This window comes from Virgibacillus ainsalahensis (assembly GCF_055380755.1).
In genome coordinates this window covers 3,360,588-3,376,156 of record NZ_AP043943.1, presented here as the reverse complement: position 1 = coordinate 3,376,156, position 15,569 = coordinate 3,360,588, and the positions used below count along the sequence as shown (strand labels likewise).

The following is a 15,569-nucleotide window of genomic DNA, read 5'->3' as shown; positions in this document are numbered from 1 at the left end:
GGAATGTCTCGTATAGGACTTAGACCAATTGAAATCCCTGAAGGCGTTGAAGTTAAATTCAATGGTAATACGGTTACTGTTAAAGGGCCAAAAGGTGAACTATCAAGAGAATTAAACCAAGATATAAAAATTAACATGGATGATAATGTGATTACACTTGAACGTCCAAGTGACCATAAAGATCATCGTGCATTGCATGGTACTACCCGCAGCCTGATCAATAACATGGTAGAGGGTGTCCATAAAGGTTTTGAAAAATCCCTTGAGATTATTGGTGTTGGGTATCGTGCGCAAAAACAGGGGAATAAAACAGTAATTAATGCTGGATATTCTCACCCGGTTGAACTCGATGAGATCGATGGTATTGAAATCGAAGTTCCTAAAAACACAGAAATCGTTGTTAAAGGTATCAATAAAGAATTAGTTGGTGCAGTTGCTGCAAATATTAGAGCAATCAGAACACCAGAACCTTACAAAGGTAAAGGTATTCGTTACAAGGATGAATATGTACGCCGTAAGGAAGGTAAAACTGCTAAGTAAGGCAAGTTAGGGAACAGAAAGGAGTGAGCTGGATGATCACAAAACCTGACAAAAATGTTACGCGTAAAAGAAGACATCAACGTGTCCGAAAAAATATTTTTGGAACAGAGGAACGTCCTCGTCTAAACGTGTATCGTTCAAATAAACACATCTATGTACAATTAATCGATGATGATAAAGGAAACACAGTTGCAAGTGCTTCTACAAAAGATAATGAGCTTAACGCAGAAGTTGGTAATGTAGATGCAGCTAAGCAAGTTGGAGAAGCGATCGCGAAACGTGCCCAGGATAAAGGTTATAAATCGGTTGTATTTGATCGCGGAGGCTACCTTTATCATGGACGTGTAAAAGCATTGGCAGATGCTGCTCGTGAAGCAGGTCTGGAATTTTAATCGATAAAGGAGGGAATCATTTCATGAGCACAAACATTGACCCAAATAAATTAGATTTAGAAGAACGTGTTGTTACGGTCAACCGTGTTGCGAAAGTAGTAAAAGGTGGACGTAGTTTCCGCTTTGCAGCATTAGTAGTTATTGGAGATAAAAATGGCCATGTAGGTTTCGGTACAGGTAAAGCACAGGAAGTACCAGAAGCAATCAAAAAAGCAGTTGATGATGCAAAGAAAAACCTGATTACAGTACCAATCGTCGGAACTACTATTCCGCATGAAATCCATGGACGCTTTGGATCTGGTAATGTATTAATGAAACCAGCTACTGAAGGTACGGGAGTTATTTCCGGCGGACCTGTTCGTGCGATTCTTGAATTGGCTGGTGTTGGTGATATTTTAACGAAATCATTAGGTTCAAATACACCAATCAATATGATTCGTGCAACATTAAGCGGCTTATCAAATTTGAAACGTGCAGAAGACGTAGCCAAACTACGTGGAAAGTCTGTCGAAGAACTGTTAGGATAATAAGGAGGGAAACACTATGTCTAAAAAATTAGAAATCACCCTCACACGCAGCGTTATTGGTGGAAAAGAAGGACAACGTAAAACTGTCGAAGCTTTAGGACTTAAAAAAATTCGTCAATCCGTTGTACATGAAGATACGCAAGCTCTTAGAGGTATGGTTGACAAAGTATCTCATCTTGTGACGGTAAAAGAAGTATAAACACTTAAGTGTAAAAAAGGAGGTGCTCGCATGAAACTTCATGAATTGAAGGCGTCAGAAGGAAGTCGCAAAAACAGAAACCGTGTAGGTCGCGGAATGTCATCCGGTAATGGTAAAACATCCGGCAAAGGACATAAAGGACAAAAGGCACGTTCGGGTGGAGGTACTCGTCCAGGATTCGAAGGTGGCCAATTGCCGTTATTCCAACGTTTGCCTAAACGAGGATTTACAAACATCCATCGAAAAGAATTTGCGATTGTGAACGTAGACGCGCTAAATCGTTTTGAAGACGGCACAGAAATTACACCTGAGCTCTTACTTGAAGAAGGTGTCGTCAGTAAACTGAAAGCCGGTATTAAAGTGCTAGGCAAAGGTTCTGTCGAAAAGAAACTAACAGTAAAAGCTCACAAGTTCTCTGCTTCTGCCAAAGAAGCAATCGAGGCAGCGGGCGGTCAAACTGAGGTGATTTAATGTTCCGTACGATCTCCAATCTTATGCGCGTTAAAGATATTAGGCAGAAAATAATTTTCACATTATTAATGTTAATTATATTTCGGATTGGAACATTTATACCTGTTCCATTTACAGATCCAGCTGCAATTGATTTTATGAACCAGCAAAATGTTTTCGGTTTTCTGGATACTTTTGGTGGAGGAGCACTACAAAACTTCTCCATTTTTGCCATGGGGATTATGCCATATATTACGGCATCAATCATTATGCAACTCTTGCAGATGGACGTTGCACCTAAGCTCACAGAACTGAAAAAACAAGGTGAGATGGGCCGTAAAAAGATAGCGCAAATAACACGCTATGCCACAATTGTTCTTGCATTCATCCAGGCAATTGCGATGTCCATTGGATTTAACGCAATGGCTGGGGGTATGTTAATCCAGGATCCCGGTGTTGTTAAATTCTTGCTGATTGCAGTTGTATTGACAAGTGGTACAGCATTTTTAATGTGGCTCGGGGAACAGATTACAGCGCATGGTGTTGGAAACGGAATTTCAATATTGATTTTTGCAGGTATCGTAGCAGCAGTTCCGAATGGAGTCGGACAATTATATACCCAGTATTTTGTTAACCCTGGGGATGAATTGTTTATCAATATTATCATTGTCACTTTGATTGTATTGGTTATTATAGCTGTTACAGTTGGAATTGTGTTCGTAAACGAAGCATTACGTAAAATTCCAATTCAATATGCGAAGAAACTTGTTAATCGTTCACCGGTAGGCGGACACTCTACACATTTACCAATTAAAGTAAATGCTGCCGGAGTTATCCCGGTAATCTTTGCAATTGCATTTATTATGGCACCTACTACGATTGCCAGTTTCTTTGAAGGGAACCAGATCGCTTCTACAATTCAAATGGTTTTCGACTACACCCAGCCAATCGGTATGGCGATATATGTAGTTCTGATTATTGCATTCACCTATTTCTATACATTTGTTCAGGTTAATCCGGAGCAAATGGCTGAAAACTTACAGAAACAAGGTGGATATATCCCGGGTATTCGTCCTGGTCAAAATACAGAAACCTACCTGACTCGTGTTTTATATCGTTTGACGTTTGTGGGTTCACTATTCTTAGCAGCGGTTTCCGTTCTGCCTATGATTCTAGGCGGTGTAGCAAACCTGCCAACCTCCGTACAGATTGGCGGTACAGGTTTACTGATCGTTGTAGGGGTAGCTTTAACAACCATGAAACAGCTGGAAAGTCAATTGGTGAAGCGTCACTATAAAGGATTTATCAAGTAAGATCCAACTGCCAATGAGAGCGAGGGGAAAGTTGTTGAACTTGATCTTAATGGGTCTCCCTGGTGCCGGAAAAGGTACACAGGCTGAGCAAATAAATGAAAAATATAACATCCCTCATATTTCAACAGGAGATATGTTTCGACTAGCTATCAAAGAGGGTACAGACCTTGGAAAAAAAGCGAAAGAATACATGGATCAGGGAGAACTTGTGCCTGATGAAGTAACGGTAGGGATTGTTAGAGAGCGTCTGAATAAAGATGACTGTAAAGACGGATTTCTGTTGGATGGATTTCCAAGGACCGTTGCACAAGCGGAAAGCTTAGAGGGAATTTTATCAGACATGAATGAAACAATTGACCATGTACTGCATGTAGATGTACCGGAATCAAAATTAGTGGAGCGCCTAACTGGTCGTAGAATTTGTCCAACATGCGGAGCTACTTATCATGTGATGTATAATCCTCCTGAAAAAGAGGGTATATGTGACAGAGATGGTTCTGAGTTAATACAACGAGATGATGATAAAGCTGAAACGGTTAAAAAACGGCTTTCTGTCAATATAGAGCAATCAAAGCCGTTATTGGATTTTTACCAGGCTAAAGGATATCTTGTTACCGTAGATGGAGATCAGGAGATTGATGAAGTCTTTCGCGATATCCGAAATCACATCGAAAAATAAGCTTTTGGCTGTATTTTCTGGCGTAGAATAGATGCAATTCTATCTATGAAAAGATATAATATTATCGTAGTAACAGATACAAACGTGTAATGTTTCATCTTATAGTGGCACAGGGTGAAGAATAAATGATCCTTTTCTTTAAAAGGTAAAATATAAACTATAGCCTAAGTGAAGGTGATCGTTGTTGAACGAAGATGATTCGATTCCGCTAATAGGTCAAGTTGTTCGTATTATGCAGGGACGTGAAGCGGGACAGTATGCGATTGTTATAAAAAAGGTTGAAGATCGGTATGTTCTGCTGGCAGATGGGGAAAAACGTAAATATGATCGACCAAAGAAGAAGAACTTAAGTCATATTGAATCAATGGATTACATTTCCCCGGAAGTCCAAAATAGCCTTCTAGAAACTGGTCGTGTCACAAATGGTAAATTGCGATTTGCCATAGCTAAATTTGTCAATGAGGTTGTGACTGATTTGAAGAAGGGAGATCAACACGATGGCGAAAGACGATGTAATTGAAGTAGAAGGAACCGTAACGGAAACTCTGCCGAATGCGATGTTTAACGTAGAGCTTGAGAATGGCCATACAGTATTGGCGCATGTATCCGGCAAAATCCGTATGCATTTCATCCGCATTCTACCAGGTGATAAAGTAACGGTTGAACTTTCTCCGTATGATTTAACCAGAGGACGAATTACGTACCGTTATAAATAAGCGAGCTCCGATATAAAAGGAGGTAAAGATGATGAAAGTAAGAGCATCTGTAAAACCAATCTGTGAAAAATGTAAAGTTATTAAACGTAAAGGCAAAGTAATGGTGATTTGCGAAAATCCGAAACACAAGCAAAAACAAGGCTAAATAATAGGAGGTGCTAATGCTTATGGCACGTATTGCAGGTATAGATATTCCGCGTGATAAACGTGTAGTTATTTCATTAACTTATATCTATGGAATTGGAAAAACTACTGCGCAAGCTGTCCTTAAAGAAGCAGGCGTTTCAGAAGACACGCGCGTTCGTGATTTAACAGAGGATGAATTAGGTAAAATCCGTAAAGCAACTGATGAGCGTACAATTGAAGGTGATCTTCGCCGTGAAACATCACTAAATATCAAACGTCTGATTGAAATCGGCTCATACAGAGGAGTTCGTCACCGTCGTGGGTTACCGGTTCGTGGACAGAAAACCAAAAACAATTCACGTACCCGTAAAGGTCCACGTCGTACAATGGCTAACAAGAAAAAGTAACGGAAGGAGGATAAAATAAATGGCACGTAATACAAATACACGTAAGCGTCGCGTGAAAAAGAATATTGAATCAGGTGTCGCACATATCCGTTCAACATTTAACAACACAATTGTTACAATTACGGATACGCAGGGAAATTCAATTGGCTGGAGTTCAGCAGGAGCTCTTGGTTTCAAAGGTTCCCGTAAATCAACACCTTTTGCCGCACAAATGGCTGCTGAAACTGCTGCAAAGACTGCAGTAGATAACGGCATGAAAACATTGGAAGTAACTGTAAAAGGCCCTGGAGCTGGTCGTGAAGCAGCAATTCGTTCACTTCAGGCAGCAGGCTTGGAAGTTACGGCAATTGTTGATGTAACACCAGTTCCTCACAATGGTTGCCGCCCACCAAAACGTCGTCGTGTATAATTATACCGTATAGAATTTGTCACCCTGTCAATAATGGGTTATGATAGCTAAAAGTATAAGGGGAAACACCTTTGTATGAAGCATCCAAGACAAAAGAGTCCGAATGTGAAAGGCAATAGTGCAGAAACGCCAACTGCCTATTTGGGGAATTTCGGTTGGACATATGTCTAACCGGGGTTTCGACGTTTTAAAGGAGGGTTTTATTGGATGATCGAAATTGAAAAGCCAAAAATTGAAACGGTAGAGATCAGCGAGGATGCTACATTTGGGAAATTCGTAGTCGAACCGCTCGAACGTGGATATGGTACCACACTTGGAAACTCCTTGCGTCGTATCCTGTTATCCTCACTTCCAGGTGCTGCTGTTACATCAGTCCAAATCGACGGAGCGCTACATGAATTCTCAACGATTGATGGTGTTTTCGAAGATGTAACAACAATTGTTTTGAATCTGAAGAAACTGGCTTTAAAGATCTATTCTGATGAAGAGAAGACATTAGAGATTGATGTGCAGGGTGAAGGAAAAGTTACGGCTGCAGACCTAACGTATGATAGTGATGTGGAAGTATTAAACCCAGAACTGCCTATAGCTACGATTAATGGCAATGGCAGTTTGCATATGAAAATTACGGCAGAGCGCGGACGCGGTTATCGCCCATCTGAAGAGAACAAAAAAGATGACCAGGCAATTGGTGTGATTCCAATAGATTCTATTTTTACACCAGTGTCACGTTCTACATTCCAAGTAGAGAATACACGTGTAGGTCAAATTGCAAACTACGATAAACTAACATTGGATGTATGGACAGATGGAAGCATTCGACCTGAGGAAGCTGTTTCTCTGGGAGCTAAAGTCTTTACAGAACATCTTAATATATTTGTAGGTTTAACAGACCAGGCACAAAAAGCTGAAATTATGGTAGAAAAAGAGGAAGATCAAAAAGAAAAAGTCATGGAAATGACAATTGAAGAACTTGATCTTTCTGTCAGATCCTATAATTGCTTGAAACGTGCTGGAATTAATACAGTTCAAGAGCTTGCAAATAAATCGGAAGAAGATATGATGAAAGTCCGTAACTTAGGCCGTAAATCATTAGAAGAAGTAAAAGTTAAATTAACTGATCTTGGCTTAGGTTTACGTGATGATGACTGATAACAGCAGCTTCTCTTTCTTCAGTTAAGCAGCTGTTAACATGTTAAATCTTCATTTTTTCATCCACCAAACAACAAGAAAACTGGGCTTATCGCCAAGTCTTAGTTGCACGCATGCAGTAGGAAAGTTTTACACTTTCTTATCTGTCAAGAAAGGGAGGGATAGTACATGGCTAGAAAATTAGGTCGTACAACAGATCAGCGTATGGCTTTACTTCGCAATCTTGCATCTGATTTAATTATTCATGAACGGATTGAAACATCAGAAGCAAAAGCGAAAGAACTTAAATCTGTAGTAGATAAAATGATTACACTTGGTAAACGCGGAGATCTTCATGCGCGTCGTCAAGCTGCTGCATTCCTATATAACCAGGAAGCAAGCGAAGACGAAAGTGTTATACAAAAACTTTTCGATGATGTTGCCACGCGTTATGAAGACCGTCAAGGCGGATACACTCGTGTACTTAAACTAGGAGCTCGTCAAGGTGACGGGGCAAAAATGGCAATTGTTGAACTAGTTTAATCTAACAATATGCGTCAAGGGCAGGACTGAATCTCTTCAACGAGGTGAATCCAAGCCCTTTTTTTGTAGAAGATAAAGTGAAGCGGTCCTCACTCCAGGGGGGTATCAGCCGAATATGCAAGAACATCGTCGGGATTTATGATAGCACCGCCCCGAATTTCCCTAACATCACCCGAACGTAGAGGAATATTGTTCGGTGTCAGAGGAGGCACACATGATGAGAAAGAAAATAGTCGAGTTCAGAAATGTTTCATTTCGATATGGAGAAGAAGAGCCATGGGTGCTGAGAAATTGTTCGTTTGAAATCTATGAAAAAGAATGGGTAGCTATTATAGGACATAATGGCTCAGGTAAATCGACAATTGCTAAACTGGTGAATGGATTATTATTTCCCCAGGAGGGAGAAATAATAATCGATGGTGAGCAGGTAAACCAGGAGACGATATGGGATATTCGAAAAGATGTCGGGATGGTCTTTCAAAATCCAGATAATCAGTTTGTTGGTACAACCGTCCAGGATGATGTAGCATTTGGAATGGAAAATAGGGGCATTGAGCGTAAGGAAATGGTGAAACGGATTAATGAAAATCTGGCAGCTGTTGGAATGCAGAATTATCATCTGACAGAACCACACCGACTTTCCGGAGGGCAGAAGCAACGTGTAGCAATTGCGGGAGTACTGGCCATTTCTCCGCAAGTAATCATTTTGGATGAGGCGACAGCCATGCTTGATCCAAGTGGTCGTACCGAGATCATGGATACCGTTTCTCAGGTAAGAACGAAAAATGATTTATCCTTAATTACAATCACTCATGATTTGCAGGAGGTAGTTCAAGCAGATCGCGTTATTGTAATGAATAAAGGGGAGATTTGGGATGAAGCGTTGCCTCGTGAAGTTTTTGCGAAAAAGGATGCTCTCAGAGAAATTGGACTCGATGTGCCATTTATTGCGATTCTCGCGGATGAACTAAAAGCGGCAGGTGTTCCCGTCACACAGGAAGGACCATTAAATCATAAGGAATTGTTGGAGGATCTATGGACATTACATTCAAAAATGTAAGTTATATTTATCAGCAAAATTCACCATTTGCACATAAGGCTATCGACGATCTGTCCCTTTATATTCCATCGGGTTCCTTTGTTGCCGTTATCGGCCATACCGGGTCAGGGAAGTCGACTCTTCTTCAGCATTTAAATGGACTTGTCCGGCCGAGTGAAGGGGAAGTTACCATCGGTGATTTTCATTTAACAAAGGAAGACAAACCGAAGAATATGAAAGAACTGCGCAGTCGTGTCGGTGTTGTATTTCAATACCCGGAACATCAATTATTTGAGGAAACCGTCGAAAAGGATATTGCATTCGGTCCTGAAAATTTTGGTGTATCGGAAAATGAAATCAAAGAGCGTATCAAAGAAATCGTACCAGCTGTCGGTCTGCCGGAATCCTTACTCGAGCGATCCCCTTTTGATTTAAGTGGAGGACAGATGCGCAGGGTTGCTATTGCAGGGGTGCTCGCCGTGAAACCGGAAGTACTCGTGCTGGATGAACCGACAGCAGGCTTGGATCCCCGTGGACAAAAAGAAATCATGGACATGTTCTACCATCTTCATAAAAAGCAGGGACTGACTACCGTACTTGTTACGCATAGCATGGAAGATGCGGTGAAATATGCAGATCATGTGATTATTTTGAACAAAGGAACCAAGTACATGGAAGGTAAGCCAGAGGAAGTGTTTACACAAAAGAAGGCATTGAACGATGTACAGCTTGATGTCCCCGAAATGGTCCAATTTATAGACCGGTTTGAACAGAAATTCCAAACGTCCATTCCATTTGAACGACAGACTATTCAGGAATTGGCAGAATCGATTCAGAAGATAGTCAAGGGGGTACCTTCCTCATGAACAATGCATTAATTATTGGACAGTACGTTCCAGGAAACTCACTCGTTCATCGATTAGACCCCCGGACGAAAATTACAATCATCTTCTTTTTTGTGATTATTGTATTTTTCGCAAATACGATTTTAAGCTATGCGATGATTACACTCTTCGCATTAGCGAGTATGTTTACATCACGCGTTCCTATCCGGTTTATTATGAAGGGTCTCATGCCGGTATGGTTTTTAATTATATTTACATTTATTTTGCACTTATTTGTTACGAAAGAAGGAACGCTGTTTTTCGATTTCTTTATCTTTGAATTCTATACCGGTGGGGTTATCCAGGGTTTTGCAATATCGATGCGCTTTTTCCTGCTGATACTGGTAACATCCCTGTTAACATTAACGACAACACCGATTGAAATCACGGATGCGATTGAAGACATGCTGCATCCATTGAAAAGGTTCAAATTCCCGGTTCATGAGCTAGCGTTAATGATGTCCATTTCTCTCAGGTTCATTCCGACACTGATGCAGGAAACGGACAAAATATCAAGGGCTCAAGCCTCCCGTGGTGTTGATTTCAAGACAGGCACAATAAAAGAGCGGGCAAAGGCAGTCGTGCCATTATTGGTGCCATTGTTTGTCAGTGCCTTTAAGCGGGCAGAGGAATTAGCGATGGCTATGGAAGCAAGGGGCTATCAAGGCGGTGAAGGACGTACAAAATTGAGGGAATTAAAAATTGAGCAACGTGATATTTGGATCTATTTCCTATTTATTGCTGTAATAGCAGTATTATTCATCACAAGAAGCTATTCATAAGAAAGGCCATATAACTATGAAAAAACTTAAATGTATTGTTCGCTACGACGGATCCAGATTTTCAGGGTTTCAAATCCAGCCAAAGAAGCGCACCATACAGGGAGAATTGGAGAAAGCATTAACCAAAATGCACAAAGGATCTCATGTGCGCATACAGGCCTCTGGGAGGACAGATACAGGCGTCCATGCCCTGGGTCAGGCCATTCACTTTGAATCGCCATACGACATCCCTATGGACAATTGGAAGCGTGCACTTAATACACTACTGCCAGACGATCTGTATATAAAGGCGGTAAGCATCGTACCTTCGTCTTTTCATGCCCGTTTTGATGTGACGGAAAAGGAATATCGATATTTTATCTGGAATACAAAAGAACCCGATGTGTTCAAACGAAACTATGCATATCATTTTCCATATAAGCTTGATATAGAAACGATCCAGGAGGCATGCAGCCACCTGGAGGGTACGCATGACTTTACGACATTCTCCTCAGCAAAAGCAACCACAAAAGGAAGTAAGGAAAGAACGCTCTACCAGGTAACCTGTGAGAAGCAGGGCAATGAAATAGAGTTTATTTTCAGGGGAAGCGGCTTTTTGTATAATATGGTACGCATTATTGTTGGTGTCCTATTGGATATTGGTCAGGGGAGACGTGAAGCAAAGACTATCGAGGACCTGCTGGCAAAGAAAGACCGTCAATTGGTGGGCGAAACAATTCCGCCACAAGGACTCTATCTATGGAATGTGAAATACGATGAAAAAAAGCCAGGGAAATAATTTTTCATTTCTTGACTTTTAAGATAGGTTAGTATATGATGATATATGGCATTTTATTTCTAAACCATGATTAGCCCCGGAATCTAATTATGTTGAGAATATAAAAATAACGAATGAAAATGAAACATTGATATATGGAGGGAAAATGATCATGCGCACAACTTTCATGGCGAATGAAAATAATATCGAACGCAAATGGCTTGTTGTGGATGCAGAGGGCGCCCGTTTAGGCCGTCTGGCAAGTGAAGTTGCTTCAATCCTTCGCGGGAAGCATAAGCCAACTTACACACCACATGCTGACACTGGTGATAATGTTATCATCATTAATGCGGATAAAATAGAATTGACTGGTAATAAACTGACTGACAAAATGTACTACAGACACTCAAACCACCCAGGTGGATTGAAAGAACGTAATGCTAACGAAATGCGTACAAAATACCCTGAGCAAATGATTGAGCTTGCTGTTAAAGGTATGCTTCCAAAAGGTCCATTAGGCCGCAAAATGGGTAAAAAATTGCACGTATTCACAGGTTCACAGCACAATCACCAAGCACAAAAACCAGAAGTCTATGAGCTTCGTGGGTAATTAAAAGGAGGTTAATCAATTGGCACAAGTACAATATTACGGAACAGGACGTCGTAAAAAATCAACTGCACGTGTACGTCTGGTACCAGGGACTGGTAATATTACAATTAATGGGCGTGTTGCAAAAGACTATTTCCCATATGAAACACAACTTCTTATTATGAACCAGCCGCTTGCTACAACAGAAACAGAAGGTACGTATGATATCGTAGTAAACGTCGATGGTGGAGGATTTACTGGCCAAGCTGGTGCTATCCGCCACGGTATCGCTCGGGCACTTCTAAAAGCAGATCCGGAATACCGCGGTTCACTTAAAAGTGAAGGATTCCTTACTCGTGATCCACGTGCGAAAGAACGTAAGAAATACGGTCTTAAATCTGCACGTAGAGCTCCACAGTTCTCAAAACGTTAATAATCAATACAGCAAAAGCTCTCAACCAATTTGGTTGGGAGCTTTTTTGGTAGATAAGAAACCAACATGGCTGCTAAGAGCATGCCACCATCTACAATGAAAACAGCTAATATAACCAGAAGGCTGTTCTCTAAAAGATTGGGACTGTGATTACTCGTCCCATCGAAATGATATGTTGCTTTTGACACAAAAACGATAAAGTACAACATAACTTAACAGTGATGTCTTCTCATCCTTTATAAGATGGGTGCTAGTCTAGCGCTGCATAAAAAATACTCGCTTTCCATGGGGGAACGCTTCAGCCCCTCACTCACAAAGGTCACTCGCTGCGGGGTCTTCAGACTGTTCTTTTCCCATAGGACTTGAATTATCTTCATGAATTAACACCGCACGAAGAAAATTGATTTGTATTTTCAAGGATTCTCGCATTCTATATCAACTGCGATGTTAAAGAGCACAAGAATTTACCAAAAGAGCCTATCAAAAAAGATATAATCTTGGTTGTTGGTGGTTAAACCGAATAGTTTTTCCTGTTCTAATAACAGTTGTTTCATACAAAAGTATATGCTTTCTTACGGCATAAGTACGGACTAATATTTTTGCCACAAGGCCTGGCAAAAGTCAATTTTCTAAAACGGAATGATATAGTGGTATAGTTCATAATTTCCCATGCATTTTAGATGGACTACATCTAATTTTATGATATAATTCAGAGTTACTATATAAAAATTGAAAGATTTCTATATTAGAAATTTTTTAAAGACTAGGGGGATTCGAGTGGAAGATCGTGCTTTATTAGTTGAACAAAAGCATTTGAAGAAAAAAGGGTTAATAGGGTTAATTACGGTTTTAAATATGACAGCACCCCTTTCAACGGACATGTATTTACCAGCTGTTCCTACAATGACAGAAGTATTTAATACGTCTGCTGGTGTTCTTAATTTAACATTAGTGGGGTTTTTCTTTTTCTTTGCTGTTGGAATGCTTATATTTGGCCCATTAAGTGATAAATACGGAAGAAAACGTGTATTATTGACAGGGTTGGCGATCTATATTCTGTCCAGTATATTATGTGCCGTTTCATTTTCAATTTCACAACTTGTCATCTTTCGAATTCTTCAGGCTTTAGGCGCAGGTTGTATGGTATCAGTATCAACTGCGTTAGTTAAAGATAGTTTTGATGGGAAAATCCGAAATGTGGTTCTTGCCACAATTCAGTCGATGACAGTTATTGCACCAATGGTTGCACCAATTATCGGTGCCGTTATCGTCTCCTATTTCTCCTGGCGCGTTACTTTTTGGGTGTTGGGTGGTATTAGCTTCGTTTGTTTTATTGCAACAATAATGATGGATGAGGTATTGCCAAAAGATGCCCGGTATCAGGGGAAAATCTCGGGTACGATTGGAAGGTTATTTCTTGTTGGAAGAAACAAGGTTTTTACAAGTTTTTTATTAATTAATTCCCTGACATCCCTTGCTTTTATGGGATACATTGCAGTAAGTGCTTATATGTATATCGATTATTTTAATCTGACGGAGACACAATACAGTATATTTTTTGCTATTAATTCTGCAGCATTAGTTTTAGGTCCAATGCTTTACATAAAATTAAGCGAAAAAATTGCTTCGAAAAAAATACTGACAGCAGGATTTATTATTGGATTAATAAGCGGATTGGCTGTGCTGTTTTTTGGAAAGTTTGCACCGATTGTGTTACTGCTGTCATTTATCCCATACTCAGCTATGCAAAGTATGATGAAGCCACTTGTTATAAACATTCTTTTAGACCAACAAGAGAAAGATACTGGTAGTGCCGCATCTCTAATTCACTTCGGATACAATGTGGCGGGGTCTGCTGGGATGATTTTAGCAACATTGCCATGGGGAAACTTTGTAAGTGGACTTGGGCTCATTATGGTTAGTTGTTCCATTATCTCACTTGTTGGCTGGATGTTGTTTTTGAAATCGAGTATGGTACTTAAGGGAGTTTAAGGATTTCACGTAAACGATGAGGAGGTTTTCGAGCGGTGGAGTATATACTACTAAGTATAACTTTGATGATAGTAAGTTATTTATTGTTTAAGGTAATTACATTAGAAAGCCGTATTAGAGGGTGGAAATACACCGTAGACCAATTAGCCAACCAATCTGGAATATCTGAAAATCCTATCAATAAATGATTTACATAACTTAATAGAAGGGGGGGCAAAGATGTGGAAGCAGTCAAAAAAGCAAGAGAAGCTTTCGGACTTTCGCTGGTGGAAGGGAAAAAGTACAATGATGAGCTAAAGTTATCTCACAAGTAATGGGGAATTTAAGTGAAATAATAAGGGAAATCCAAAAATGCAAATTACACTTAATTGAGCTTTCATTGGATGTGAAAGTTTGAAAAACATGATGTTACCTTATACATAATTATTTCTACAAAGGAGGCACCAAATTTGGAAAACATTCACCTATTATTGGAAAGCGATTATGATGAGATATTCTCCCTATCCCAATTTGCTTTTCAATACAACCTGTCAGAAGAACAATTGAAAAATAAGAAAGAAGAGGCGAAGCGGCATACGATTTGGGGCTGGATTGAGGGAGAACAGCTTGCTGCCAAACTTCATCTTATTCCATTATCGGTATATATCCAAGGAAAGCCGTTTAAGATGGGCGGTATCAGTGGGGTCGCAACATGGCCCGAATATCGCAGGAATGGGATGGTGAAACATCTTCTTTATCGTGCACTAAAGGAGATGAAGGAAAATGGACAGGCGGTGTCCTTACTACATCCATTTGCTTTTCCCTTTTACCGGAAGTATGGCTGGGAGCATGCATTTTCGCGTAAACATTATAGCATGCCGCTGGAAAAGTTAAAAAAAGACTGGGATGTTAACGGATATGTACGCCGGATCAAAGAGGATATTCCATTATTGCACCGGTTGTATACGGAATATGCTAAGAAATATAACGGTATGCTCACACGTGATGAGAAATGGTGGACACAGCGAGTGCTTAAAGATGAGGATCATATTGCGGTTGCTTATGATGAAGCAGGTAATGCGGAAGGTTATGTGCGGTTTGAAGTCAAAAAGAGTATTCTTACGGTTAAGGAAATGGTTTACCTTAATTTGAACAGTTATAAGCAATTACTAAAATTCATCGGGAATCATGATTCGATGGCAGAAACAGTCGAAATGATTGCACCAGAACATGACAACCTCAGCCTCTATATTGAGGAACCGCGGTTTGAGCAGAAAATAAATCCTTATTTCATGGCACGGATTGTCGACGTTAGACGCTTTTTGGAAGAATATCCTTTTCAGGGAAATGGAGAGCTCACAATCGCGGTAGAAGATGAATTTTTCCCGGAGAATAGTGGTACCTATTACATAAACAAAATGGCTGAGAGTACAGAAATTAGCAATATAGGGGCGGATGCCGGAGAAGAGGCCGTTCAATGCTCTGTTCAAATCCTGGCTGGGATGCTTTTCGGTTACATGCGGCCGGTTGATTATTATGAAGCTGGACTGCTGCATGCTGAAAAGGAAGAAGTGAAGCAGCTCGAAGTCATCATTCCAAATCAGCAAACTTTTCTGGCAGATTTCTTCTGAGAACAAAAACTAAAGGCGTCTTGAATCCCCCCTTGAGTTTTTGCTTAAGAC

At 40.3% G+C, this 15,569-nt stretch carries 22 protein-coding genes; all 22 read left to right on the top strand.

The genetic code is table 11. The features are described 5' to 3' along the window. The first annotated feature begins 3 nt into the window (after positions 1 to 3). Positions 4 to 540 carry a 50S ribosomal protein L6 gene (rplF, locus tag ACZ427_RS16705; protein ID WP_461179996.1) on the top strand — a complete coding sequence of 179 codons (537 nt, stop codon included), beginning with the start codon at positions 4 to 6 and terminating at the stop codon, positions 538 to 540. A gap of 32 nt (positions 541 to 572) precedes the next feature. Next, positions 573 to 932: a 50S ribosomal protein L18 gene (gene rplR, locus ACZ427_RS16700; protein WP_461179997.1), complete on the top strand. Its 360-nt coding sequence runs from the start codon at positions 573 to 575 to the stop codon at positions 930 to 932. Between the two features lie 23 nt (positions 933 to 955). Further along, positions 956 to 1,459, top strand: coding sequence for a 30S ribosomal protein S5 (gene rpsE / locus ACZ427_RS16695; protein ID WP_461179998.1), 504 nt, complete (start codon positions 956 to 958; stop codon positions 1,457 to 1,459). A 16-nt stretch (positions 1,460 to 1,475) separates the two neighbouring features. Continuing rightward, complete coding sequence (gene rpmD, locus ACZ427_RS16690; RefSeq protein WP_461179999.1) at positions 1,476 to 1,658, top strand: 50S ribosomal protein L30; 183 nt, start codon at positions 1,476 to 1,478, stop codon at positions 1,656 to 1,658. Between the two features lie 30 nt (positions 1,659 to 1,688). Then, entirely contained in the window at positions 1,689 to 2,129 is a 441-nt protein-coding gene (gene rplO, locus ACZ427_RS16685) for a 50S ribosomal protein L15 (RefSeq protein WP_461180000.1), read from the top strand. Beyond that, entirely contained in the window at positions 2,129 to 3,421 is a 1,293-nt protein-coding gene (secY, locus tag ACZ427_RS16680; protein ID WP_461180001.1) for a preprotein translocase subunit SecY, read from the top strand. Before rplO ends, secY begins: the two co-directional genes overlap by 1 nt. Before the next feature lie 34 nt (positions 3,422 to 3,455). Then, positions 3,456 to 4,100 (top strand): adenylate kinase, encoded by a 645-nt coding sequence (locus tag ACZ427_RS16675; protein ID WP_461180002.1) that lies wholly within the window; start codon positions 3,456 to 3,458, stop codon positions 4,098 to 4,100. 184 nt (positions 4,101 to 4,284) lie between these two features. Next, positions 4,285 to 4,620: a KOW domain-containing RNA-binding protein gene (locus ACZ427_RS16670; RefSeq protein WP_461180025.1), complete on the top strand. Its 336-nt coding sequence runs from the start codon at positions 4,285 to 4,287 to the stop codon at positions 4,618 to 4,620. Continuing rightward, entirely contained in the window at positions 4,598 to 4,816 is a 219-nt protein-coding gene (infA, locus tag ACZ427_RS16665) for a translation initiation factor IF-1 (protein WP_010095735.1), read from the top strand. Before ACZ427_RS16670 ends, infA begins: the two co-directional genes overlap by 23 nt. Before the next feature lie 31 nt (positions 4,817 to 4,847). Beyond that, the gene (gene rpmJ / locus ACZ427_RS16660; protein ID WP_010095733.1) at positions 4,848 to 4,961 is read left to right on the top strand and encodes a 50S ribosomal protein L36; all 114 of its coding nucleotides are present in this window, start codon (positions 4,848 to 4,850) and stop codon (positions 4,959 to 4,961) included. A 22-nt stretch (positions 4,962 to 4,983) separates the two neighbouring features. Next, positions 4,984 to 5,349 carry a 30S ribosomal protein S13 gene (rpsM, locus tag ACZ427_RS16655; RefSeq protein ID WP_461180026.1) on the top strand — a complete coding sequence of 122 codons (366 nt, stop codon included), beginning with the start codon at positions 4,984 to 4,986 and terminating at the stop codon, positions 5,347 to 5,349. Between the two features lie 19 nt (positions 5,350 to 5,368). Continuing rightward, on the top strand, positions 5,369 to 5,758 hold the full coding sequence (gene rpsK, locus ACZ427_RS16650; RefSeq protein WP_461180003.1) for a 30S ribosomal protein S11: 390 nt from the start codon (positions 5,369 to 5,371) through the stop codon (positions 5,756 to 5,758). A 207-nt stretch (positions 5,759 to 5,965) separates the two neighbouring features. Further along, positions 5,966 to 6,910 (top strand): DNA-directed RNA polymerase subunit alpha, encoded by a 945-nt coding sequence (locus tag ACZ427_RS16645; RefSeq protein WP_461180004.1) that lies wholly within the window; start codon positions 5,966 to 5,968, stop codon positions 6,908 to 6,910. Positions 6,911 to 7,078: 168 nt separating this feature from the next. After that, complete coding sequence (rplQ, locus tag ACZ427_RS16640) at positions 7,079 to 7,432, top strand: 50S ribosomal protein L17 (RefSeq protein WP_461180005.1); 354 nt, start codon at positions 7,079 to 7,081, stop codon at positions 7,430 to 7,432. A gap of 217 nt (positions 7,433 to 7,649) precedes the next feature. Further along, positions 7,650 to 8,492 carry an energy-coupling factor ABC transporter ATP-binding protein gene (locus ACZ427_RS16635; RefSeq protein ID WP_461180006.1) on the top strand — a complete coding sequence of 281 codons (843 nt, stop codon included), beginning with the start codon at positions 7,650 to 7,652 and terminating at the stop codon, positions 8,490 to 8,492. Then, positions 8,468 to 9,337, top strand: a complete 870-nt coding sequence (locus ACZ427_RS16630) for an energy-coupling factor ABC transporter ATP-binding protein (RefSeq protein WP_461180007.1) — start codon at positions 8,468 to 8,470, stop codon at positions 9,335 to 9,337. Before ACZ427_RS16635 ends, ACZ427_RS16630 begins: the two co-directional genes overlap by 25 nt. Beyond that, a complete protein-coding gene (locus ACZ427_RS16625) occupies positions 9,334 to 10,137 on the top strand; it encodes an energy-coupling factor transporter transmembrane component T family protein (protein WP_461180008.1) in 804 nt (267 codons plus the stop codon). The genes ACZ427_RS16630 and ACZ427_RS16625 overlap by 4 nt, the downstream gene beginning before the upstream one ends. A gap of 16 nt (positions 10,138 to 10,153) precedes the next feature. After that, a complete protein-coding gene (gene truA, locus ACZ427_RS16620; protein ID WP_461180009.1) occupies positions 10,154 to 10,915 on the top strand; it encodes a tRNA pseudouridine(38-40) synthase TruA in 762 nt (253 codons plus the stop codon). A 151-nt stretch (positions 10,916 to 11,066) separates the two neighbouring features. After that, entirely contained in the window at positions 11,067 to 11,504 is a 438-nt protein-coding gene (rplM, locus tag ACZ427_RS16615; protein ID WP_461180010.1) for a 50S ribosomal protein L13, read from the top strand. A 19-nt stretch (positions 11,505 to 11,523) separates the two neighbouring features. Then, complete coding sequence (rpsI, locus tag ACZ427_RS16610; protein ID WP_461180011.1) at positions 11,524 to 11,916, top strand: 30S ribosomal protein S9; 393 nt, start codon at positions 11,524 to 11,526, stop codon at positions 11,914 to 11,916. A gap of 777 nt (positions 11,917 to 12,693) precedes the next feature. Beyond that, positions 12,694 to 13,908, top strand: a complete 1,215-nt coding sequence (locus tag ACZ427_RS16605) for a multidrug effflux MFS transporter (protein ID WP_461180012.1) — start codon at positions 12,694 to 12,696, stop codon at positions 13,906 to 13,908. 449 nt (positions 13,909 to 14,357) lie between these two features. Beyond that, positions 14,358 to 15,518, top strand: coding sequence for a GNAT family N-acetyltransferase (locus ACZ427_RS16600; protein ID WP_461180013.1), 1,161 nt, complete (start codon positions 14,358 to 14,360; stop codon positions 15,516 to 15,518). The last annotated feature ends 51 nt before the right edge of the window (positions 15,519 to 15,569 follow it).